Below are 20,301 nucleotides of genomic sequence, written 5' to 3' on the forward strand. Positions count from 1 at the left end.
CACAGAGGAGAGCAAGGAGCAGATGATCGTGAGCGCACAGTACGTCGAGACCGGCATTCCGGCGCCGCTGCCCCTGCGGACCATCGGTGACATAAGAGCCGCCCTGCTCGCCGGTCATGGATTCCCCGGCGACAAGGAGGCCTTCGAGACCGATCTGCAGCGCGCACTGGAGGGTTCCACGGAGGCCGACCTCACGGCCGTGGCCGCGGTGATCGTGGATTACCGGGGGCGAATCCGCCTGTACCAGGACCCCGACTTCGACACCGCCGTCCAGGAGGGCATCGACCTCACGATGCGACTGAAGCGGGAGGCTCGGGGCGAGTGAGCAACGTCATCGCTGTCGTGACCCATCGAGCGACGCAACTGGCAAAGGGCCTGGGCGCGGAACAGTCGCTGGAGGAATTACGGCGGGAACTTGAGCTGGTGCCCCGGCTCGGAGTACTGCTCGGCCCACGCCGTCAGGACGGCCTGGAGGTCCGCAAGACACGAATCGAGGCCACCAGCGTCGTCCCGGGGCTCGCTGTGGCGTACGTGTACACGCCTGCCCCACCCCCGCCAACAGTCGCGATCACATCGGTCACGCCTGATGACGGAGTCCTCGAATAGCTCCGCGCCCACCCGCCGCTCGTACTTCGGGAAGCCTCAGGTCTGGTCGGCGTCCTTCTCCTGGCTCTCATCGCCACCATCGACGACCTTCAGGTCGGCACGCTTCCCGGCATACGGATCGGGAGTGCCGGCAGGAATGCTCTGCACCGCCTGCCCCTGCGCCGCTCCGTTGCCGTTGAAGACGAAGTCGGGCCGGATACGCCAGTTGCGGCCGTCGGGGTAGATGAAGCCCTGGGCCGCGAGCTGCTTGAGGCTGCGCGAGACGGAGGCCTGCGACATGCCCACCTGCTCGGCGAACTTCACCTGGCTCTCGACGAGGACCAGGCCGTGATCCTTCCGGTTCTGAAGGGCGCACATCTTGTGGAACAGCTTGTACGCGCTGACGCTGAGATCTGCGTCGGCCAGGGCATTGTGTGCCGCGTATCCCATCGTGGTGAACCCTCCTCCCCTGAACCAGAGGCCGTGCGCGGCTGAGGCCGAGGAGTGGACGGTGAAGTCGTTCACCTCGCCCGTCCGTTTGTTCACGGTCTCGATCCGGGTCACTCGCCGGGCCGCACGCACAGAGTACTCCCAAGGGTGAATGAAAGACACGCAGCACTGACTGATTCGTTCCAGTGCTGACGCGATCCGATTCAGTGGTGAATACTCTAGGGGAAATATTCAGAACTGCATGACAGTATCCAATACTGCAATGCATCCGTCGCGTTCCGGCAGGTCAGCGGCTTGTCCGTGATCTGCGTCTTTAACAGGTAAGGCGCACGCCGTCCCGACTCCGCTCACCGCCTCGTGGGCGGGCGCCATGACTCACCGCCGGACGTCGCGCGGGTGCCCGTCTCATCACATAGGCGTGGTTGATGCCGGGACGTGGCTGATGGAGGCACACGTGACGGACGACCGTCCGGCTCTCCCTGCGCCGTGGCGGGCTTTCGACGGCTGAGGTCTCCAGGTCCATAGATGCCGAGCCCAGCCATTCCGCAGACTGCCGTACGGCACCAACCGCGTGCAGTGCACCCGAGATCGGCGATGCGGCACATCGGGCAGCCCAGGCGCACAGGAGGCCCCGCCCATCCGCCACGGGGAGAGCGGACAGACAGGGCCGGCACCGAGGTCCGTCACGCGCTCGTACGGTGACTTCGGCAACGCGTCCCGCAGCGTCCCTGAAAGGTTTCCCCGCCGCACCCCTTCTGTTCGCCGCGCCTGGCTACCTTCGCCTCGCCCGGTCCTGCGCAGGAGAGGTACGTCCATGAGCACCCCGGTTCGGCACACCTCGACTCGGCCATCCGTAGCCACGCTGACGTCGGCCAAGCAGCGTCTGGGAGGCGGCCGGCGGGCCGGGGCTCCGTACGGGAACTCGGCGGAGCATTCCTTCCTGGAGTTCCAGGCCAGCGTCGGCAACCGCGCCGCGACCGCGGCCGTGCAGCGGGCCAGGGGCGCGGACAAGGGGAAGGCGCCGGAGAACGGCGGCGCCGTGGGTGACGGGGGTGACGGGGCGAAGAAGAAAAAGGACTATCGGGATCGGATCGCGGGGCTACTGGACCGGTTCAAGAAGAATCTCGAACCCATCGACACCTGGATCAAGGGCGTCCAGACGCCCGCCAACGCCGGCTTCACCCAGCAGGCCGCCGTCTCGGCCAACGAAGGGCTCAAGCACTCCGCCGCCGCCTCGGGGACCTCCGCCGCGTCGGGGAACCTCCTCACCGAGGCCGCCGGCACCGTGGTCAGCGGCATGGACGCGTACAAGAGCATGAAGGACGCCAAGAACAGCGGGAACGGGGCCGAACACCACACCGCGAACGAGAGGGCCAAGACCAAGGGGACCGACGCGGTCGTCGGCGCCGCCGGTTCGGGCGCCTACAGCGCGGCCATCGCCAAGGAAGTGACCAAGATCCAGAAGGCGGCGGACGCCGCGGTGGCCTCCGAGGCGAGCGGTGTCGCCAGCGCCGCCGTCGCCGGGATGAAGAGCATCCGGTCCGTGTTCCGGGTCGGGGGTGCTGCCCGCAAGTACAAGCGGGTGAAGGAACTGGGGGATCCCCACCTCGTCCACGCCGAGTCGCTGGCCCGGCTGAACGAGTCGCGGGAACACGCCAACTGGGCCGCGGCAGAGGCGTACGTCGCGCTGGATGCCTACTGGAAGCAGGAAGGCGAGGGGCGGCTGGAGCTCATCGGCGAGGCCGTCGACGCCGCCTGGGAGGCGATGGGCGAGGCCCGTGACGCCGCCGAGACCCTCCAGCGCGCCGAGAAGAACGTGGAAAAGCTGAGCACGGTACAGGGGTACACGAAGAAGAAGCAGCTCACCAAGATCGGCAAGGAGACGATCGGCGGCGCGATGGGTGAGTCCACCAAGGCCGCGGCCGGAATCGTGACGGCGGTCGCGGCGGGAACGGCTGGGCTGGCGACCAACCCGGTCGGCTGGGGCCTCGCCGGGGCCGGCGCCGGACTCGTCCTCGGCGTCACCCTTTACAAGGCGCTCCGCGCCGCCACGAAGCGCTACGAAGAGGTCCGCCGTCCCGAGGTCTGGGCACCGGAGGGCGAGACCCCGGCGGAGGCCGCGTCCCGCAAGGAATCGCTGAAGCACGCCCTGAAGTTCTGGAAGAAGGTGTCGAAGGGCGAACGCCAGGCCATGGCGCGCGAGATCTATGCCCTGGCCGCGGGCCCCGACATCGCCGGGAGCGGCAGTACGACGGAAGAGATGCGGCAGTCCGGCATGTCCCTGCTCATCGCGCTCAACTCGGGTCCCGCCGACCACAAGCTCGACCAGGAGGCGTGGGTGGCGAGCCTCAACGACCCGTCGAAGACGGACGGTTGGATCAGGGAGATCGCGGAGCAGCTGGCCTCGGGGTGATACGGCGGTATGGTCCTCCGCGTATCCACCCGCCTCCGCGCCCGCGCTTCCGCGGCAATCACGTCTGGCAAGTACCAGGGCGGCGTCCCACAGGCCAACCCCCTTTTCGGCCAAATGGAGCCGGCTGTCATCCGGGCATTTTTCGCCTCAATCCACCGACGGCTCAGTTTCATGGTCACGAGGCCGGCACGAGGCGTGAGCACAAGCGGTAGGGTCCCTTCCCGTACATCGAATGCCGTTCGCGGGTACGGGAGTTCGAGGTGGGTCGGGATCTGCGGGGCCCCGGGGCGCTTCGAGTCCGCGTCGTCGTCGCCCCAGCTCGTACAGGCCTCGTGTGTTGCTTGGAGATCCATGTCGTGCGCCCTCACCGTCGTCCGCACCGCTGACTCCTCGGCGCGCGGTGGCCCAAGGAGACACCACCGGTTCCTTCCGGCCTGTTGAGCCCCTGGCCGGGCTTCGGGCGTGCCGGCGGGTCGTCTCGCGCCTCCGCGCCGCCGTCCCGGTTCCGGCCCACACCCCCACCGACGGCTTCCGATCCGTGAGGACCTGATGACTGAACTGATAGTGAGCGCCGCCGCGTTGCTGGCGGTGGCCGGAGTCGGGGGCGCGTGGTACTTCCGGCGCAAACGCGACGAGGCCCGGCGCCGGGCCGAGCAACTGCGCGAGCACGCCGACCGGCTCACCCTGCAACTCGTCGCGGCCGAGCAGTGCGTGGGGCACATCGCGGCCACCGTGGTTCCCGCGGCGGCGAAGGGCGGCGAAGGGGCCGAGGCCGGGCTCCTCGTGCCGGCGCAGCTCGACGGGACCCCGCTCGCCGAGCGGCTGCGTGCCGTCCCCGGGGCGGTGGCCTCGGCCGTGGCGGACGTACGGGGGCAGGAGCGGGCGGCGGCCGACCACGCCGCCGACCGGGCCGCCGACCAGGTACGGCGGGACACCGAGCGGCATGTCGCGCAGGTGCGGCACGAGTCCGTCGGCGTGGCCCGGGCCGCCGTGCGCGGCTTCGCCAACAACGTCGTGGCGCGGTCGGCGCGGCTGGGCCGGGCCGTCAGCCAGGGCGTACGGCGGCACATCTCGGACGAGGCGTACGCGACGCTGGTGGAGATCGACCACCTCACGCAGCAGATGCTGCTCACCGCGTCGGGGTACTCCGTACTCGCCGGGGACAAGCTGTCCCGGCGCTGGCCCGCCACCTCGCTGACCGACATCACGCGCGCGGCGATGGGCCGGATCGAGGGGTACGAACGGATCAAGCACCCCGAGATGGGGTCCGTGGTGGTCGAGGGGCGCGCGGTGGAGGCGGTCGTGCACGCGCTCGCCGTCCTGCTCGACAACGCGCTCCGGTACTCCCCGCCCGCCGCCAGCGTCCACGTCTCGCTCGAACAGGGACACCACGCCTGCTTCCTGATCGTGGACGACGCCGGGCTGCGCATGGACGACGAGCGGCTGCTGTGGGCCGGCAACGTGATGTCCGGCGAGCAGCGCGACGACATCACCCGCCTCGGCGCCCACCCCCAGACCGGGCTGCGCGTGGCGTCCCTGCTCGCGGAGAACTACGGCTTCCGCGTCGAGCTGACCGCGCCGAACATCTACCAGGGAACCCGGGCCATGGTCGTTCTGCCGAAGAACCTGCTCGTCGATCCCGCGACGGGGAGCGGGGCAGGGACTGCGGCAGGGGCCGCGACGGGGTCCGCTACGGGGACGGCTCAGCCCGTCGCCGTGACCGCTGCCCCGTCGGCCGACGGCCCCACGCCCCCGGTGCCCGTGCCCGCCCCCGCGGCTGCCCTCACCACCGAGCCCGCGCACGAACCCGTACCGCAGCACGAGCCCGCCGCCACGAGCCCGGAACCCGTACCGGCACCGGCACCGGCCCCCGCACCCCCCACCACCACCGCCAGCGGCCTCACCGTCCGCCGCCGCTCCCCCGCCCCCGCCCCGGCGCGCCGCCCCGCCCCGGCCACCGACACCGAGCCCGGCCGTCCCGCCGTCGCCGCGGCCTGGGCGGCTGGCACCCGGCGCGGCCGCGACGGAGAGCCCGCACCGGAAGCGCCGGGTGCCGAAGGCACGGACCGGGACACCCCCCGCGAAGCCACCCGCACCGCCGCCCACACCGCCCCCCACCCGGCCGCCCTCGACGCCGCTCACGACGAAGGACACTGATCGTGCAAGACACACACACCAACAGCCTGGGCTGGCTGCTCGACCAGGAACTCGGCACCGTCGAGGGCGTCCGCTACGCCGTGCTGATGAGCAGCGACGGGCTGCTGAAGGCCCGTACGGCGACGATCGGCCAGGACGACGGGGAGAAGTTCGCCGCGCTGACCGCGGCGCTGCGGGCGGCGGGCAAGGCCTGGGACGAGTTCACCGGCGGTGCGGGCATGCGCCAGCTGCTGATCGAGTCGGTCGGCTGCATCGGACTGACGACCACCGCCGCGAAGAACACCATGCTGTCGGTGTGCACGACCGGCCCCGACGCCGACGTCGGGCTGATCTCCCACCACATGGTGCGGCTCGCCACCCGGCTGGGCCACGAGCTGGGCACGGCGGAGCGCGTGCCGGTCGCGGAGGGCGCGGAAGGCGGCTCGACGGCATGACGGGGCCGCGGCGTGACCCCGACATGGTCAGGCCCTACGTCCGTACCGGGGGCCAGGTCCGCGCGCGCGGGGACGTGCGCGCGGAGAGCGTGGTCATCGCCGCGACCGGCCCGACGGACACCCTCGCCCCGGACGCCCGCCGGGTGATGCGGCTGTTCGCCGGCGCGGACGGCGGCCTGGCCGTCGCGGACATCGCCGCCGCGCTGGAGCTGCCGCCCTCCACGGTGCGCATCCTCGTCTCCTCGCTGATGGACTCCGGCCACCTGTCCAGCCCGGTCGCCGCGACCGAGCACCAGCCCGACTTCGACCTGTTGCAGGAGGTACTCCGTGGACTGCGCTCCATGGTCTGACCCGCCCGTCACCTACGTCCCGGCCTCGGTGACGCGGTCGGCCAAGATCGTGGTCGCGGGCGGCTTCGGCGTCGGCAAGACGACGTTCATCGGCAGCGTCTCGGAGGTACGGCCGCTGCGCATGGAGGAACCCATCACGCAGGCCAGCGCCGGCGTGGACGACCTGCGCGGCACCCCGCACAAGACGACGACGACCGTGGCGATGGACTTCGGCCGCATCCACATGGCCGACGGGCGGCTCGCGCTGTACCTGTTCGGGCTGCCGGGGCAGTCCCGGTTCCAGCCGCTGTGGGAGGACCTGGCGGAGGGCGCCCTCGGCTGTCTCGTGCTGGCCGACACCCGCGACCTCGACGCCTCCCACGACGCCCTCGGTCTCCTGGACGGCGCGGGCATCCCGTACGCCGTCGCCATCAACACCTTTCCCGGCGCGCCGGGTTACCCCGAGGCCGAGCTGCGCGAGGCGCTGGCCCTGGAACCCGCCACCCCCCTGACGGTCTGCGACGCCCGCGACCGCACGTCCTCGCTGCACTCCCTGATCACGCTCACGGAGTACCTCTCCGCGCGCGAGCACCGATCGGCCGCCGCCCTCCTGGAGTCCCGCCCATGACGTTGCCCTCCGCCGAGCCCGCGCCGACGAGCCCATCGGGCCGGATCGCCCTGTACGACCCGGAGTTCGCGGCGGATCCGCACGCCGCGTACCGGCGCATGCGGCGCACCCACGGTCCGCTCGTCCCCGTCGACCTGGTGCCCGGCGTCCCCGCGACCCTGGTGATCGGCTACTACCAGGCCCGCCGCATCCTCAACGACCCGCTCCGCTTCCCGGCCGACCCGCGCGGCTGGGAGAAGCTGATCCCGGCGTCCTGCCCGGTCCGGCCGATGATGGAGTGGCGTCCCAACGCGCTGCGCTCGGGCGGCGCCGAGCACGCCCGCTACCGGTCCGCGAACACCCACGCCATCGACCGGGTCGACCAGCACGAACTGCGGGCCCTGGTGGAGAAGGTGGCCTCCGGCGCCATCGACGCCTTCCGCTCGGTGGGCGAGGCCGACCTGCTCACGCAGTACTCGTTCCCCATCGCCTTCCGGGTGCTGAGCGCGCTCCTTGGCTGCCCGGACGAGATCGGGCAGCGCATCGCCGACGGCATGGCGAAGATCTTCGACACCACCAACGCCCAGCGCGGCAACGAGATCCTCGCGCAGGCCGTCTCCGACCTCGTGACGCTGCGTCGGCAGCACCCCGGCGACGACATCACGTCCCGGCTGACGCTGCACCCCGCCGAGCTGACCGACGAGGAGATGGGCCATCAGCTCGTCACGCTCTACGGTGCCGGGATCGAGCCGCTGACCAACCTGATCAGCAACACGATCCTGAAGATCCTCACCGACGAGGAGTTCTCCGCCGACCTGCACGCCGGGCTGTCCACGGTGCGCGACGCGCTCGACGCCGTCCTCTACACCGACCCGCCGCTGGCGAACTACTGCATCTCCTATCCCCCGTACCCCATCGACGTGGAGGGGGTGCTGCTGCCGGCCGACCAGCCGGTGGTGATCTCGATGGCGGCCGCGAACAACGACCCGGCGCTGACGGAGGGCGTGCCCGAGGGCCGGCACACGGGCAACCGCGCCCATCTGGCCTGGAGCATCGGCCCGCACTCCTGCCCCGCCCGTTCGCACGCCTACCTCATCGCGGAGACCGCGGTCACCCACCTCCTGGACGCGCTGCCGGAGACGGACCTCGCCCGCCCCCTCGCCGACCTCACCTGGCGTCCCGGCCCGTTCCACCGGGCCCTGGAATCGCTGCCCGTCACCTTCCCCGCCGCACACTAAGGAGCCAGGCCATGGCGACCCAGCAGTCTCCCCTCGTCCTCGACCCCACCGGTGCCGGTCACCATGCCGAGCACCGCGCCCTGCGGGACCGCGGCCCGGCCACGCGGGTGGACGTGCTCGGCGTGGAAGCCTGGTCGATCACCGATCCCGCCCTGCTCAAACAGCTCTTGACCAGCCCGGACGTCTCCAAGGACGCGCGGACGCACTGGCCCGCCTTCGGTGAGGTGGTGGGCACCTGGCCGCTCGCCCTGTGGGTGGCGGTGGAGAACATGTTCACCGCGTACGGCCAGGGCCACCGCAAGCTGCGGCGGCTGGTGGCCCCGGCCTTCAGCGCCCGTCGCATCGCCGAGATGCGGCCGGCCGTCGAGGGGATGGTCGCCGGGCTGATCGACCGGCTCGCGGAGCTGCCCGCCGACCGGCCGGTCGATCTGCGGCAGGAGCTGGCGTATCCGCTGCCCATCGCGGTGATCGGTCACCTCATGGGCGTGCCCGAGGACCAGCGGGAGGGCTTCCGTGCCCTCGTCGACGGTGTCTTCGACACGACGCTGAGCCAGGCCGAGGCACAGACCAACACCGCCCGCCTGTACGGGGTCCTGGACGAGCTGATCGCCGACAAGCGGGCCACGCCGGGCGACGACATGACGTCCCTGCTCATCGCCGCCCGGGACGACGAGGAGGACGGCGCCCGGCTCTCCCCCGAGGAACTGCGCGACACGCTGCTGCTGATGATCAGCGCCGGCTACGAGACCACCGTCAACGTCATCGACCAGGCCGCGCACACCCTGCTGACCCACCCCGACCAGCTCGAACTGGTCCGCAAGGGCGCGGTCACCTGGGGCGACGTCGTGGAGGAGACGCTGCGTCACGAACCGGCGGTCAAGCACCTGCCGTTGCGGTACGCGGTCACGGACATCGCCCTGCCGGACGGGCGGACCATCGCCCGCGGGGAGGCGATCCTCGCCTCGTACGCCGCCGCCAACCGGCACCCGGACTGGCACGCCGACGCCGACACCTTCGACGCGGCGCGCGTGGTCAAGGACCACCTGGCGTTCGGCCACGGTGTGCACTTCTGCCTCGGCGCGCCGCTGGCCCGCATGGAGGTCGTGCTCGCGCTGCAGAGTCTCTTCGACCGCTTCCCCGGCATCCACCTGGCCGATCCGGCGGAGGTACTGCCGCCCGTGCCCTCGCTGATCAGCAACGGCCACCAGCGGCTGCCGGTCCGGCTGTACGCCGGCTGACCACGCCGGGACGGCGCGCCCCGGCCTTGGGGGCGTGCCGTCCACCGGCCGAGAGGCGCGCGGATCAGCCGAACATGCCCGGCTCGTAGTCGCCCGCCGGCTGCTGGGTGATGACGTTCATGCGGTTGTACGTGTTGATGAGGGCGATCAGTCCGACCAGCGCGGTCAGCTGTTCCTCGTCGTAGTGCTCGGCCGCCTTCGCCCAGGCCTCGTCGGTGACGCCGCCGCCCGAGTCGGCGATGCGGGTGCCCTGCTCGGTCAGTTCGAGGGCGGCGCGCTCGGCGTCGGTGAAGACCTTGGCCTCGCGCCAGGCGGCGATCAGGTTGAGGCGCAGCGAGGTCTCCCCCGCCTTCGCGGCGTCCTTGGTGTGCATGTCGAGGCAGAAGCCGCAGCCGTTGATCTGGCTGGCGCGGATCTTGACCAGTTCCTGGGTCGCGGCCGGCAGCGTCGAGTCGGTCACGGCCTTGCCCGCCGAGTTGATGTGGCGCAGGAGCTTGCCGGCGAGGGGGTTGGAGAAGATGTTGAGTCGAGCTTCCATGAGGGGTTCCTCCGTCGTGGGTCGTCCGGCCGGTCCGGCCTGGTGGCCGGTGGCCCGCTCTGGGGCTACACAGCTACGACGGAGCGCGCGGGCGGGATGTGACAGGCCGTGGAGGTCTGCGGATGTGACCTGCGTCTCACCCGTTCGGGGTGGGTCGTTCGGGTCGTTCGGGTCGTTCAGGTCGTTCGGGTCGTCCCAGCAGCCCGAGCAGGGCGGCCGTGACCTCGGCCGGGCGTTCGTCCATCACCCAGTGCCCCGCGTCGTCCAGCATCGTCAGTTCGGCGCGGGGCACGGCGGCGGCAAGGCCGGTCGCGATGTCCGGGCTCAGGTACGGGTCCGCGCGGCCCCAGACCACCGCCGTCGGACAGGTCACCGCGCCCAGGCGGCGGCGCAGCTCCGGGCGGGGCGGGGTGCGGTAGTCACCGAAGTAGTGGAGCAGCCAGCGGCGGCCCTCCGGGCCGTCCATCCAGTCGACGTAGCCGTCCAGGAGACGGGCGTCGAGATGGCCCGCGCGGACGAGCGGCGCGAAGGTGCGGCGGTGGAGGGCGGCGTACGGCAGGCGCATCGCCACGGGCCGGAGTGCGGGGGTGCGTCCGGCGAGGCCGATCAGGCTGAAGGCGGCGTACCAGCGGCGGGTGAACGTGGCGTGCGCGCGGCTGTTGAGGACGGCCAGCCGGCGCACCCGCGCGGGGTGGGTCTCGGTGAAGCCCAGGGCGAGGAAGCCGCCGTAGTCGTGGCCGACGAGGTTCACCGAGTCGAGCCCCAGGGCGTCCAGCAGCCGGCCGGTCCGGGCGACCTCGGTGTCGTAGTCGAAGGGCAGGTGGAGGGGGCGGTCGGACTCGCCCCAGCCGAGGAGGTCCGGGGCGATGACCCGGTGGCGGGCCGCGAGGGGCGGGACCTGGTGGCGCCAGCAGTGGTGGTTCGCGGGGTAGCCGTGCAGGAGCAGCACGGGCTCGGCGTCGGGCGGCCCCGACTCCCAGCAGGCCACCCTCGCTCCGTCCACCCGGACCGACCGGGCGCGGGGCCGGTCCGTGCCGGGACTCTGCGTGTTCATCGGCTGCGCGCTCCCTCGGTCGGTCCGTCCACCCGTCGACCGTGTGGATACCCGGAAGTGACGCGGCCAGGGCACGGCCTGCGGCCGAACGAGGGGCACGCCCGCGCCGACGGGCGCGAAAGGGTCGCTCACCCGGGCACCCGTCCGGGTCCCACACCCCGGCGCGTGCGCCGGACGCGATGGTGATTAGCCTCGGAGGCATCAGTCGGCGGCGTGGCAGGAGGCAGAGATGGCGAAGGTTCCCAGCGCGGCGGTCGCCGCGGGCGGGCTCGTCGGCGGGTACGGCGTGGCCCGCTGGACGAAGCGGCGGGAGCTGGGCGGGGCCGTGCTGGCCGTGGCCGGGGCCGCCGCCGCACAGCAGTGGCGGCAGCGGGCCGGCGGTACGGCCGCCGGGGCCCTGACCGCCGCGTACGTGGCCGGCTTCGCCGGATCCCACCCCCTGGCCAAGAAGGTCGGCGCCTGGCCCGCCGTCCTCGGGATGGCCGGCGCGGTGGCCCTGGCCTCATGGGCGGTGGCCGACCGGCGTGCCTGAGCGGCACGGCTGAGCCGCACGCCGTACGAGAACCGGGTCAGGAGCGGTGGGTCAGTACGTTGATGACGCGGCCGTTTGGGTCCCGTACGAAGAAGCGCCGTACGCCCCACTCCTCGTCCCGCGGCTCCCGTACGATCTCCGCGCCCGACGCGGCCACCTGGGTGTAGACCGCGTCGACGTCCTCGACCTCCACGCTGAGGTCGGGGACGACGGGCGCGGTGCGTTCCTCGGTGAAGAGGCTGATCTGGGCGGTGGGATTGGACGGTGAGGCCAGGGTCGTCACCCAGCCCATGTCCATGACCTCCTCGAAGCCGAGGAGCCCGTAGAAGTCGCGGCTCGAGTTCCACAGCTCCTCGGACTCGATGTGCAGGTTGGGGACGATTCTCCGGATGGTCATCGGGTGGCTCCTGATCCCGTCTATCCCGTGGTTGCCTAGGGCTGCGCCTTCACCGAGGACAGCGGTTCGGCGATGTCCTCCAGCGCGCGGCGTTCCGCCTTCACCGCCAGGAACGCCGCCACCAGACCGGCCGCGCACATCAGCCCGGCGCCGACCTGGAAGGCCAGAACAGTGTCGCCGACCACGCCGGACTCTGTCAGGTCGGCGAAGAGCAGCGGGCCGCTGATGCCGCCGGCGGCGGTGCCGAGGGCGTAGAAGAAGGCGATGGCCATGGCCCGGGTCTCCATCGGGAAGATCTCGGAGACGGTCAGGTACGCGCTGGACGCGCCCGCCGACGCGAAGAACAGCACCACGCACCAGCAGGCCGTCATGGTCGTGGCCGTGAGCGAGCCGCGGTCGAACAGGTACGCCGTGCCGAACAGCAGCACGCCCGACAGCAGATACGTACTCGAGATCATGATCCGGCGCCCGACCGTGTCGAAGAGCTTGCCGAGGAGCAGCGGGCCGAGGAAGTTGCCGGCGGCGATGACGGCGAAGTAGTAGCCGGTCTTGCCGGTCGGCACGTCGAAGAAGGTGATGAGGATGGTGCCGAAGCCGAAGGTGATGGCGTTGTAGAGGAAGGCCTGGCCGATGAAGAGGGAGAGGCCGAGGACGGCGCGGCGCGGGTAGCGGCGGAAGACGGTCTTGGCGATCAGGCCGAAGCCGATGCTCTTGCGCTGGTGGATGGTGATCTCACCGGCCGGCGGCGGCAGTTTCTCGCCCCTCTCCTCCTCGATCTCCCGTTCGACGGACGTGACGAGGGTGTCCGCCTTCTCGCCCTGGCCGTGGATGTACTGCCACCGTGGGCTCTCCGGCACGTGCCGGCGCACGAGGAGGACGACCAGGCCGAGGACCACGCCGAGGGCGAAGCTGAGCCGCCAGCCGAGGTCCTTGGGGAAGATGTCGGTGTCCAGCATCACGATGGACAGCAGCGCGCCGCCGATCGCGCCCAGCCAGTAGCTGCCGTTGATGATGAGGTCGACCCGGCCCCGGTACTGGGACGGGATCAGCTCGTCGATCGCGGAGTTGATGGCCGCGTACTCGCCGCCGATGCCGAAGCCGGTGAGGAACCGGAAGAGGAAGAACCACCAGGTCTCGAAGGAGAGCGCGGTCAGCGCGGTGGCCGCCAGGTAGACGACCAGCGTCACCATGAACAGCTTCTTGCGGCCGTAACGGTCCGTCAGCCAGCCGAAGAACAGGGCGCCGGAGCACGCGCCGGCCACGTACAGGGCGGCGGCGAGGCCGGTGACCTGGGCCGAGCTGATGTCGAGGCCGCTGCCGTCCTCGGCGATGCGTCCGGCGACATTGCCGACGATCGTGACCTCCAGACCGTCCAGGATCCAGACGGTGCCGAGGCCGATCACGATCATCCAGTGCCATCGTGACCAGGGCAGGCGGTCGAGGCGGGCCGGGACGGCCGTGGTGACGGTCCCGGTGGAGGCGGGCACCGAACCCGACGACGATTCTGCTGTCATGGCTCCCTCTCCGTCGGGCGAACGCCTCCCTTGTGCCCGGCACCGGGAGGAACACGCCCGCCGCGCCGGGTGACGGAAGGCCCGCCGGACCGGAGCCGGACGGGGGCCTACGCCCCCAGCATGCGGGAGACCGTGTAGATCAGCAGCCCGGCCAGCGAGCCGACCACCGTGCCGTTGATGCGGATGAACTGGAGGTCGCGGCCGATGTTCGCCTCGATCTTCTTGGTGGTGTGCTCGGCGTCCCAGCTCGCCACGGTGTCGGTGATCAGGGAGGTGATCTCGCGGCGGTAGGTCGTCACCACGTACACCGCGGCGCCCTCCACCCATCCGTCGACCTTGCCCTGCACCTTGGGGTCGGAGGCCATCCGGGCGCCCAGGGAAAGCAGCGAGGCCCGGACCCGCAGCCGCAGTTCGCTGCGCTCGTCCTCCGCCGCCGAGACGATCATGGACCGTACGGCCGTCCAGGCGGACGCGATCAGGTCCTGGACCTCGCCGCGCCCCAGCACCTCGGTCTTCAGCCGCTCCACGCGCGCGCGGGTGTCCGTGTCGGACTGGAGGTCGGAGGCGAAGTCGGCGAGGAAGCGGTCGAGGGCGCCGCGCGCCGGGTGGGCGGGCATGTCGCGCATCTCGGTGACGAAGCGCAGCAGCTCCTTGTAGACCCGCTCGCCGACCCTCTTGTCCACGAACCGGGGCGTCCAGCCGGGCGCCCCGCCCTGTACGGCGTCCATCACGGAGTCGCCGTGCAGGATCAGCCAGTCGTGGGCGCGGGAGACGACCAGGTCGACGGCGCGTTTGTGGCCGCCGTCGGTGACGATCCGGTCCAGCAGCTTGCCGATGCCGGGGGCGATCTCCTGCGCGTCGGCCCGGCGCGTGATCGCCTCCCCCACCACGGCCTGCACGTCGGAGTCGCGCAGCACCGTGAGGGCGCCGCGCAGGGCGGCGGACAGCTCGGCCGTCACCCGGTCGGCGTGCTCGGGCACGGCGAGCCAGGCGCCGAGCCGGCTGCCGATGCCGACGGCGCGCAGCCGCAGCCGTACGACGTCCTCGGAGAGGAAGTTCTCGCCGACGAACTCGCCCAGGGTGACGCCCAGCTGGTCCTTCTTCTTGGGGATGATCGCGGTGTGCGGAATGGGGATGCCGAGCGGGTGGCGGAAGAGGGCGGTGACCGCGAACCAGTCGGCGAGGGCGCCGACCATGCCGGCCTCGGCGGCGGCGGAGACATAGCCCGCCCAGGCGCCCGCGCCCCGGTGGGAGGCCCACTCGGTCAGGACGTAGACCACGGCGACGAACAGCAGCATGCCGGTCGCGGTGAGCTTCATTCGGCGTACGCCGCGGCGCTTTTCCTCGTCGGCCGGGCTGAAGGAGGTCATCGCGCGGTCACGGAACGCCCCCGTGCCCTCCCCGGCACTCCCGGTATCCCCAAAACCGCCGGGAAGTTCCGTCTTCGTGCGTTCCATCCGCTCCACCCGTTCGCTGATCCGTCCCGCACACATTGTCCCTTCCTGACCGACTCCTGGAACGGAACACAAGTTCCCTGCGTCTGTCCGGGAGGGGGAACGCCCGGGGCTGGTGCGGCCTTTCCCCGGCCCATGCCTCATCATGGGTTCATCGGACCGGAGCCTCGGGGCTCCCCTCGCCCGAGGAGAACAGCACAACATGACCCGGGGTCGTGACGGGGGTGCGGGGGCACCTCCCACCAAGCACCGTGCCCTGCTCGCAGCGGTCGTCACCTTGATAGTGGCGATTTCCGCGGCCATATACGCCGGAGCGTCCGCGGACGACGGCGGCACGGACCGGACACCGCTCGCGGGCGGTCGTCTCCCGCGGGGTGACGCCGCGCCCGCCTCCACCGGCTCGTGGGTCGGCGCGTGGTCCACCTCGCCGGCGGCCGCCGAGCCGGGCACCGAGACGACCGGCATGGCGGGCCGTTCGGTGCGCAACGTCGTGCACGCCGGGGTCGGCGGCACCAGCGCGCGGATCACCCTGTCCAACCTGTACGGGCAGTCACCGCTGACCGTCACGCACGCCTCCATCGCCCTGGCCGCCGGCCCCGACACGGCGGCCGCGGTCGCCGACACGATGCGCCGGCTCACCTTCCGCGGCAGCCCCCGGGTGATCATCCCGCCGGGCGGCCAGGTGATGAGCGACATCGCCCGCATCGCCGTCCCGTACGGCGCGGACGTCCTGGTCACCACGTACTCCCCGGTGCCCTCCGGCCCGGTCACCTACCACCCGCAGGCCCGGCAGACCAGCTACCTGGCCGACGGCGACCGCACGGCGGACGTCACGGCCGTCGCGTACACCACCCCGACGCCGTACTGGCGCTACCTGACGGCGCTGGACGTGCTGAGCAACGAGGCCGACGGCACCGTCGTCGCGATCGGCGACTCGATCACCGACGGCTTCGGCTCCGAGACGAACGCCAACAACCGCTGGACCGACGTGCTCGCCGAGCGGCTGCACGAGGCGGCCGGGGACGGGCGGGACGCACCCCGCTACAGCGTCGTCAACCAGGGCATCAGCGGCAACCGGATCCTGACCTCCAGGGCGGGGCGGCCCTCCGACAACCCGAGCGCGCTGAGCCGTTTCGAGCGGGACGTGCTGCAACGCACCAACGTCAAGGTCGTCGTGATCGTCCTCGGCGTCAACGACATCCTGAACAGCCCGGAACTCGCCGACCGGGACTCCATCCTCGACGGCCTGCGCACACTGGTCGACCGGGCACACGCGCGGGGACTGCGGGTCGTCGGCGCGACGATCATGCCGTTCGGGGGCTACCGGCACTACACGCCGGCCCGCGAGGCCATGCGGCAGGAGATCAACGAGGAGATCCGGTCCGGCCGCGTGTTCGACGAGGTCGTCGACTTCGACAAGGCCCTGCGCGACGCCTACGACCCCCGCCGGCTCCGCGCCGACTACGACAGCGGCGACCACCTCCACCCCAGCGACAAGGGCTACGCCCGCATGGGCCAGGTCCTCGACCTGGACGCCCTGAAGGGCGCGGTCCCGGTCGAGGCGTGACCCGTCCCGGCGCCGACGCGGGAGAACCGCCCCGGCGCCGGCGCGGGAGAACCGCCGGGCACCCGGCCGCCCGAGAACGCCCAGGTGGCCGTCAGGAGTCCCGGCGGCGCTCCCGTTCCCGCTGGTCGTCGTGGAGGTCGTGGAGGTCGTGGAGGGGGTGGCGGGACGGGTCCAGTTGCCTGGGGTCGGAGTCGCGCTCCAGAGGGTCCCGATCCCGGGACTGTCGGCGTTCCAGCTTCTCCTGGCGGCGCTCCTCCTTGATCCGGAGCTTCTCCGCGCGGCTCAGCTTGCGTTCGACGCCGACGCCGCCCCAGAAGGCGAAGCCGGTCACGACCACGCGTGGGGCGCCCGGGTCGCCGGGGGCGCCCTCCTCGCGGTGGTCGAAGCCGCCCATGATCCCGATGCCGCGCACGACGACCTCGACACCGGGCGGCACGATCACGTTCATCCCGCCCATGATCGCGACGCAGTTGATCACGACCTCGCCGTCCGCGAAGTTCGCCTCGCGCAGGTCGATGTCCCCGCCGCCCCAGAACGCGAACGAATTGAACCGCCGGGGCACCGTCCAGCGGCCCTTGCGCTGGAACCCGGACATCACCGCGACCGCCCAGGTCGACGAGGGCTCCCCGCCGGTGATCCGGCCCGCCCAGTCCCCCGCGGGCGCCGGCTCCTTGGTCATCGACACCTTGGGCGCCACGACCGCCGTACCGTCCGGCAGGTCCCGGGTGATCGGCGCCAGTTCCCCGTAGGTCCGCGCGCGGTACGTGGCGTCCAGCCGCTCCTCGAACTCGGTCATGTCGAGACGCCCCTCCGTGAGGGCGTCCCGCAGGACCTCGGCGACTCGTTCACGGTCGGCGTCGGATGCGCGGAGCTCCGGGGCGTCGTCGGTCATGTACAGCAGCCTACGAGGTCACCGCGCCGGGCACTACGCGCTCGCGCGTTCCGCGTACATCTTGGCGATCACCGCTTCGATGTCCGGCTCCCGCACCGACAGGTCCACCAGCGGATACTCCGCGGCGATCCGCGCCACCAGCCCCGCCGCCGACGCCGACGCCGGGAACGCCAGCCACTGCCGCGGCCCCTCCACCCGCACCACCCGCGCGGGCGCCGGCGCCTCGATCGGCGGCAACTCCCGCTCCAGGTCCACCACCAGCGTCCGCTCGCTCTCCCCCGCCTCGTGCAGCCCCGCCAGCGGACCGTCGTACATCAGCCGCCCGTGGTCGATGACCATCACGCGCGAGCACAGCTGCTCGATGTCCTGGAGGTCGTGCGTGGTCAGCAGCACCGTCGTACCGCGCTCCGCGTTCAAGTCCCGCAGGAAGCCCCGCACCTTGGCCTTCGACACCACGTCCAGGCCGATCGTCGGCTCGTCCAGGTACAGCACCTCCGGGTCGTGCAGCAGCGCCGCCGCGATGTCGCCGCGCATCCGCTGGCCCAGCGAGAGCTGCCGTACCGGCACGTCCAACAGCTCCTGGAGCTGGAGCAGTTCCACGCAGCGGTCCAGGTTCTCCCGGTAACGGGCGTCCGGGATCCGGTACATGCGGTGCATCAGCCGGTAGGAGTCGATCAGCGGCAGGTCCCACCACAGCGTCGTCCGCTGCCCGAACACGACCCCGATACGGTGCGCCAGCCGCGTCCGCTCCCGGGACGGGTCGATCCCCGCCACCCGCAGCCGGCCGCCGCTCGGCGTCAGGATGCCGGTGAGCATCTTGATCGTCGTCGACTTCCCGGCACCGTTCGGCCCGATGTAGCCGACCATCTCGCCGCGCGCCACCGTGAAGGACAGCCCGTCCACGGCCCGCACCTCACGCCGCTCCCGCTTCAGGAAACCCGTCTTCCTGCGCACGTCGAAGACCTTCTCGACGCCGTCCAGCTCGATGAAGGCCGCGCCCCGCGGCGCGGCGGTGTCCACCTCGGTCATCGCCGTCAGCTCCCTCACTCCGTCAGCTCCCTGTACTCCGGTACGAACCAAGCCCCGCCCGCCAGGCCAGCCCCGCCAGCGCGCAGCAGGCCACCGCCACGAGCGGCGACGTGAAGGCCACCCACTCCGGCAGGTCCAGCGGGAAGGGCCGGTCCAGCACATAACCCGCCGGCAGCCAGTTGACGAAGGCCAGCGGCACCACGAAGGTCACCCCCCGCACCAGGTCCAGCGCGAACACGGTCGGCGGATACTGCAGCATCGTCGTGCCGCCGTAGGTGAACGCGTTCGACACCTCCGACGCGTCCTGCGCCACGAACTGGAACGCCGCCGCCGCCACGAACACCGCGCAGAAGATCCCCGCCCCGCTGAGCAGCATCACCGGCATCAGCAGCAGCTTCGCCGCCGTCCAGTCGATGTCCAGCAGCACCAGGGCGTAGACCAGGATCAGTACGCCCTGCGTCACCCGGCCGAGGCGGCGCAGCGCGAACCGGTCCGCCGCCACCTGCGCCAGCACCGGCGCCGGGCGCACCAGCAGCGTGTCCAGCGTGCCGTCGCGCACCCGCCGGCCCAGCCGCTCCATCGAGCCGACCGCCAGGTCGGCCAGCCCGAAGGAGACCCCCGCCACCCCGTACAGGAACGCCACCTCGCCCAGCGACCAGCCGCCCAGCGCGTCGACACGGGAGAACATCAGCAGGATCGCCACGAAGTCCAGCGCGGTCGCCGCGAAGTTCCCGAACGTCGTCAGCGCGAACGACGTCCGGTAGGCCATCGTCGACCTGATCCACATCGTGGCGATCAGGCCGTACGCGCGCACCCCCTCCGCGACCCGCGCGCGCTCCCGGGCCACCCGCGCCGTCTCAGCCACCCTGGACCACCACCCGTCGCGTCGCCGCCGACTGCATCAGCCGCCCCACCGCCAGCAGCGCCACCGCCCACCCGGCCTGGAAGACGAACGTCCCCAGCGCGTCGGCCTCGCCAAGCAGCACGTCCGCCGGCGCCTGGAGCAGCGACGACCACGGCAGCATCCGGACCACCTCGCCGAGCGCGCCCGGGAACACGTTCAGCGGAAGCAGCATCCCCGAGCAGAAGAATCCCGCGAGCCACGCCATCTGCGTCACCCCCATGCCGTCCATCAGCCAGAACGCCGAGAGCGCCACCAGATACCGCAGCCCGAAGCTGACCATCGCCGCCAGCACCACCGCCACCAGGAACGCCGCCCACGTCGACACCTCCCGCGGCAGGGCCACCGGGAAGAACAGCGACCCGAACGCGAACGGCACGACCCCGCGCCCCAGCAGCTGGAACACCGCCCGCCCCACGTCCGCCGCCAGCCACCACAGCTGGAGGTCGGCCGGCCGGTAGAGATCGACGGCGATGTCACCCGTACGGATGCGCTCCATCAACTCGTCCTCGAACCCGCCGCCGCCGATCGCCAGCGCCGCCAGCAGGGCCTGCCCCAGCCACACGAACGTCACGGCCTGCGCCTGGTCGTATCCGCCGAGCTGCGGTCTCTCCTCCCACAGGGCCAGATAGGTGTAGACCAGAATCAGTCCGAAGACCGTGTTGGTGAACACCCCGGCGGCGGTGGCCGCACGATAGGTCGCGTACCGTCTGAATCCCCCCGCCGCGACGGCCACGTACAACCGCCCCGAGCCCACGCGCACGGCCCTCCCCCTCCGATCGGCACCAAAGCGCAGGAGCCTAGTGCGACGACGACCACCCGTGCCACGGAATTTCACGGGTGTGCCGTCGACTGGGAACGGTACCCCCGGTGCGAGAGTCTTCTTCAGAGGGCGCAGAGGGCCCAGAGCACGCAGAGGCGTACAAGGCCGTACGAGTCCAGACCGTACGACGCGAAACAGGAGTCCGTGCA

General features: G+C 71.5%; 20 protein-coding genes. 10 read left to right on the forward strand and 10 right to left on the reverse strand.

What is annotated here, in order from left to right:
* On the forward strand, window positions 1-325 hold a 325-nt coding region (locus ACFWR9_RS23770), incomplete at its 5' end, for a DUF6247 family protein (RefSeq protein ID WP_383845451.1).
* 317 nt (window positions 326-642) lie between these two features.
* On the opposite strand, the gene ACFWR9_RS23775 is transcribed toward ACFWR9_RS23770, so the two are convergent.
* A complete protein-coding gene (locus tag ACFWR9_RS23775; RefSeq protein WP_383845453.1) occupies window positions 643-1,110 on the reverse strand; it encodes a hypothetical protein in 468 nt (155 codons plus the stop codon).
* A 739-nt stretch (window positions 1,111-1,849) separates the two neighbouring features.
* On the opposite strand from ACFWR9_RS23775, the gene ACFWR9_RS23780 reads away from it, so the two are divergent.
* From ACFWR9_RS23780 to ACFWR9_RS23810, 7 genes are all read left to right on the forward strand, one after another.
* Window positions 1,850-3,448: a hypothetical protein gene (locus ACFWR9_RS23780; protein WP_383845455.1), complete on the forward strand. Its 1,599-nt coding sequence runs from the start codon at window positions 1,850-1,852 to the stop codon at window positions 3,446-3,448.
* A gap of 549 nt (window positions 3,449-3,997) precedes the next feature.
* The gene (locus tag ACFWR9_RS23785) at window positions 3,998-5,605 is read left to right on the forward strand and encodes an ATP-binding protein (RefSeq protein ID WP_383845457.1); all 1,608 of its coding nucleotides are present in this window, start codon (window positions 3,998-4,000) and stop codon (window positions 5,603-5,605) included.
* Between the two features lie 2 nt (window positions 5,606-5,607).
* A complete protein-coding gene (locus tag ACFWR9_RS23790; protein WP_383845458.1) occupies window positions 5,608-6,039 on the forward strand; it encodes a roadblock/LC7 domain-containing protein in 432 nt (143 codons plus the stop codon).
* A complete protein-coding gene (locus ACFWR9_RS23795) occupies window positions 6,036-6,389 on the forward strand; it encodes a DUF742 domain-containing protein (protein ID WP_383845460.1) in 354 nt (117 codons plus the stop codon). The genes ACFWR9_RS23790 and ACFWR9_RS23795 overlap by 4 nt, the downstream gene beginning before the upstream one ends.
* Window positions 6,367-6,996 (forward strand): ATP/GTP-binding protein, encoded by a 630-nt coding sequence (locus ACFWR9_RS23800; RefSeq protein ID WP_383845462.1) that lies wholly within the window; start codon window positions 6,367-6,369, stop codon window positions 6,994-6,996. The genes ACFWR9_RS23795 and ACFWR9_RS23800 overlap by 23 nt, the downstream gene beginning before the upstream one ends.
* Entirely contained in the window at window positions 6,993-8,213 is a 1,221-nt protein-coding gene (locus tag ACFWR9_RS23805) for a cytochrome P450 (RefSeq protein WP_383845464.1), read from the forward strand. Before ACFWR9_RS23800 ends, ACFWR9_RS23805 begins: the two co-directional genes overlap by 4 nt.
* 11 nt (window positions 8,214-8,224) lie before the next feature.
* Complete coding sequence (locus ACFWR9_RS23810; RefSeq protein WP_383845466.1) at window positions 8,225-9,451, forward strand: cytochrome P450; 1,227 nt, start codon at window positions 8,225-8,227, stop codon at window positions 9,449-9,451.
* A gap of 64 nt (window positions 9,452-9,515) precedes the next feature.
* On the opposite strand, the gene ACFWR9_RS23815 is transcribed toward ACFWR9_RS23810, so the two are convergent.
* A complete protein-coding gene (locus ACFWR9_RS23815) occupies window positions 9,516-9,989 on the reverse strand; it encodes a carboxymuconolactone decarboxylase family protein (RefSeq protein ID WP_383845468.1) in 474 nt (157 codons plus the stop codon).
* 136 nt (window positions 9,990-10,125) lie between these two features.
* Window positions 10,126-11,043 carry an alpha/beta fold hydrolase gene (locus ACFWR9_RS23820; protein WP_383845470.1) on the reverse strand — a complete coding sequence of 306 codons (918 nt, stop codon included), beginning with the start codon at window positions 11,041-11,043 and terminating at the stop codon, window positions 10,126-10,128.
* 229 nt (window positions 11,044-11,272) lie between these two features.
* Between ACFWR9_RS23820 and ACFWR9_RS23825 the strand changes: the two genes are divergently transcribed.
* Entirely contained in the window at window positions 11,273-11,575 is a 303-nt protein-coding gene (locus ACFWR9_RS23825; RefSeq protein ID WP_383845472.1) for a hypothetical protein, read from the forward strand.
* Window positions 11,576-11,612: 37 nt separating this feature from the next.
* On the opposite strand, the gene ACFWR9_RS23830 is transcribed toward ACFWR9_RS23825, so the two are convergent.
* From ACFWR9_RS23830 to ACFWR9_RS23840, 3 genes are all read right to left on the reverse strand, one after another.
* On the reverse strand, window positions 11,613-11,972 hold the full coding sequence (locus ACFWR9_RS23830; RefSeq protein ID WP_383845474.1) for a VOC family protein: 360 nt from the start codon (window positions 11,970-11,972) through the stop codon (window positions 11,613-11,615).
* Between the two features lie 35 nt (window positions 11,973-12,007).
* Complete coding sequence (locus ACFWR9_RS23835; RefSeq protein ID WP_383845476.1) at window positions 12,008-13,486, reverse strand: MFS transporter; 1,479 nt, start codon at window positions 13,484-13,486, stop codon at window positions 12,008-12,010.
* 107 nt (window positions 13,487-13,593) lie between these two features.
* On the reverse strand, window positions 13,594-14,979 hold the full coding sequence (locus tag ACFWR9_RS23840; protein WP_383845478.1) for a DUF445 domain-containing protein: 1,386 nt from the start codon (window positions 14,977-14,979) through the stop codon (window positions 13,594-13,596).
* Window positions 14,980-15,142: 163 nt separating this feature from the next.
* Here ACFWR9_RS23840 and ACFWR9_RS23845 point away from each other — a divergent pair, with 163 nt between their 5' ends.
* Complete coding sequence (locus tag ACFWR9_RS23845; RefSeq protein WP_383845480.1) at window positions 15,143-16,507, forward strand: SGNH/GDSL hydrolase family protein; 1,365 nt, start codon at window positions 15,143-15,145, stop codon at window positions 16,505-16,507.
* A 91-nt stretch (window positions 16,508-16,598) separates the two neighbouring features.
* On the opposite strand, the gene ACFWR9_RS23850 is transcribed toward ACFWR9_RS23845, so the two are convergent.
* The 4 genes from ACFWR9_RS23850 to ACFWR9_RS23865 are packed head-to-tail and all read right to left on the reverse strand — an operon-like array spanning window position 16,599 to window position 20,092.
* Window positions 16,599-17,399 carry a DUF1707 domain-containing protein gene (locus tag ACFWR9_RS23850; protein ID WP_383845482.1) on the reverse strand — a complete coding sequence of 267 codons (801 nt, stop codon included), beginning with the start codon at window positions 17,397-17,399 and terminating at the stop codon, window positions 16,599-16,601.
* Between the two features lie 33 nt (window positions 17,400-17,432).
* On the reverse strand, window positions 17,433-18,428 hold the full coding sequence (locus ACFWR9_RS23855; protein ID WP_383845581.1) for an ATP-binding cassette domain-containing protein: 996 nt from the start codon (window positions 18,426-18,428) through the stop codon (window positions 17,433-17,435).
* A gap of 22 nt (window positions 18,429-18,450) precedes the next feature.
* On the reverse strand, window positions 18,451-19,293 hold the full coding sequence (locus ACFWR9_RS23860; RefSeq protein WP_383845484.1) for an ABC transporter permease: 843 nt from the start codon (window positions 19,291-19,293) through the stop codon (window positions 18,451-18,453).
* Window positions 19,286-20,092, reverse strand: coding sequence for an ABC transporter permease (locus ACFWR9_RS23865; RefSeq protein ID WP_383845486.1), 807 nt, complete (start codon window positions 20,090-20,092; stop codon window positions 19,286-19,288). The genes ACFWR9_RS23860 and ACFWR9_RS23865 overlap by 8 nt, the downstream gene beginning before the upstream one ends.
* Between the last annotated feature and the right edge of the window lie 209 nt (window positions 20,093-20,301).

It is taken from the genome of Streptomyces sp. NPDC058534 (genome assembly GCF_042717365.1).
Classification (GTDB): domain Bacteria; phylum Actinomycetota; class Actinomycetes; order Streptomycetales; family Streptomycetaceae; genus Streptomyces.

Coding starts and splice junctions, on each gene's coding strand:
- ACFWR9_RS23780 (WP_383845455.1), top strand. CDS start 1,850: ATGAGCACCCCGGTTCGGCACACCTCGACTCGGCCATCCGTAGCCACG.
- ACFWR9_RS23785 (WP_383845457.1), top strand. CDS start 3,998: ATGACTGAACTGATAGTGAGCGCCGCCGCGTTGCTGGCGGTGGCCGGA.
- ACFWR9_RS23795 (WP_383845460.1), top strand. CDS start 6,036: ATGACGGGGCCGCGGCGTGACCCCGACATGGTCAGGCCCTACGTCCGT.
- ACFWR9_RS23805 (WP_383845464.1), top strand. CDS start 6,993: ATGACGTTGCCCTCCGCCGAGCCCGCGCCGACGAGCCCATCGGGCCGG.
- ACFWR9_RS23810 (WP_383845466.1), top strand. CDS start 8,225: ATGGCGACCCAGCAGTCTCCCCTCGTCCTCGACCCCACCGGTGCCGGT.
- ACFWR9_RS23815 (WP_383845468.1), bottom strand. CDS start 9,989: ATGGAAGCTCGACTCAACATCTTCTCCAACCCCCTCGCCGGCAAGCTC.
- ACFWR9_RS23820 (WP_383845470.1), bottom strand. CDS start 11,043: ATGAACACGCAGAGTCCCGGCACGGACCGGCCCCGCGCCCGGTCGGTC.
- ACFWR9_RS23825 (WP_383845472.1), top strand. CDS start 11,273: ATGGCGAAGGTTCCCAGCGCGGCGGTCGCCGCGGGCGGGCTCGTCGGC.
- ACFWR9_RS23830 (WP_383845474.1), bottom strand. CDS start 11,972: ATGACCATCCGGAGAATCGTCCCCAACCTGCACATCGAGTCCGAGGAG.
- ACFWR9_RS23835 (WP_383845476.1), bottom strand. CDS start 13,486: ATGACAGCAGAATCGTCGTCGGGTTCGGTGCCCGCCTCCACCGGGACC.
- ACFWR9_RS23840 (WP_383845478.1), bottom strand. CDS start 14,979: ATGTGTGCGGGACGGATCAGCGAACGGGTGGAGCGGATGGAACGCACG.
- ACFWR9_RS23845 (WP_383845480.1), top strand. CDS start 15,143: ATGACCCGGGGTCGTGACGGGGGTGCGGGGGCACCTCCCACCAAGCAC.
- ACFWR9_RS23850 (WP_383845482.1), bottom strand. CDS start 17,399: ATGACCGACGACGCCCCGGAGCTCCGCGCATCCGACGCCGACCGTGAA.
- ACFWR9_RS23855 (WP_383845581.1), bottom strand. CDS start 18,428: ATGACCGAGGTGGACACCGCCGCGCCGCGGGGCGCGGCCTTCATCGAG.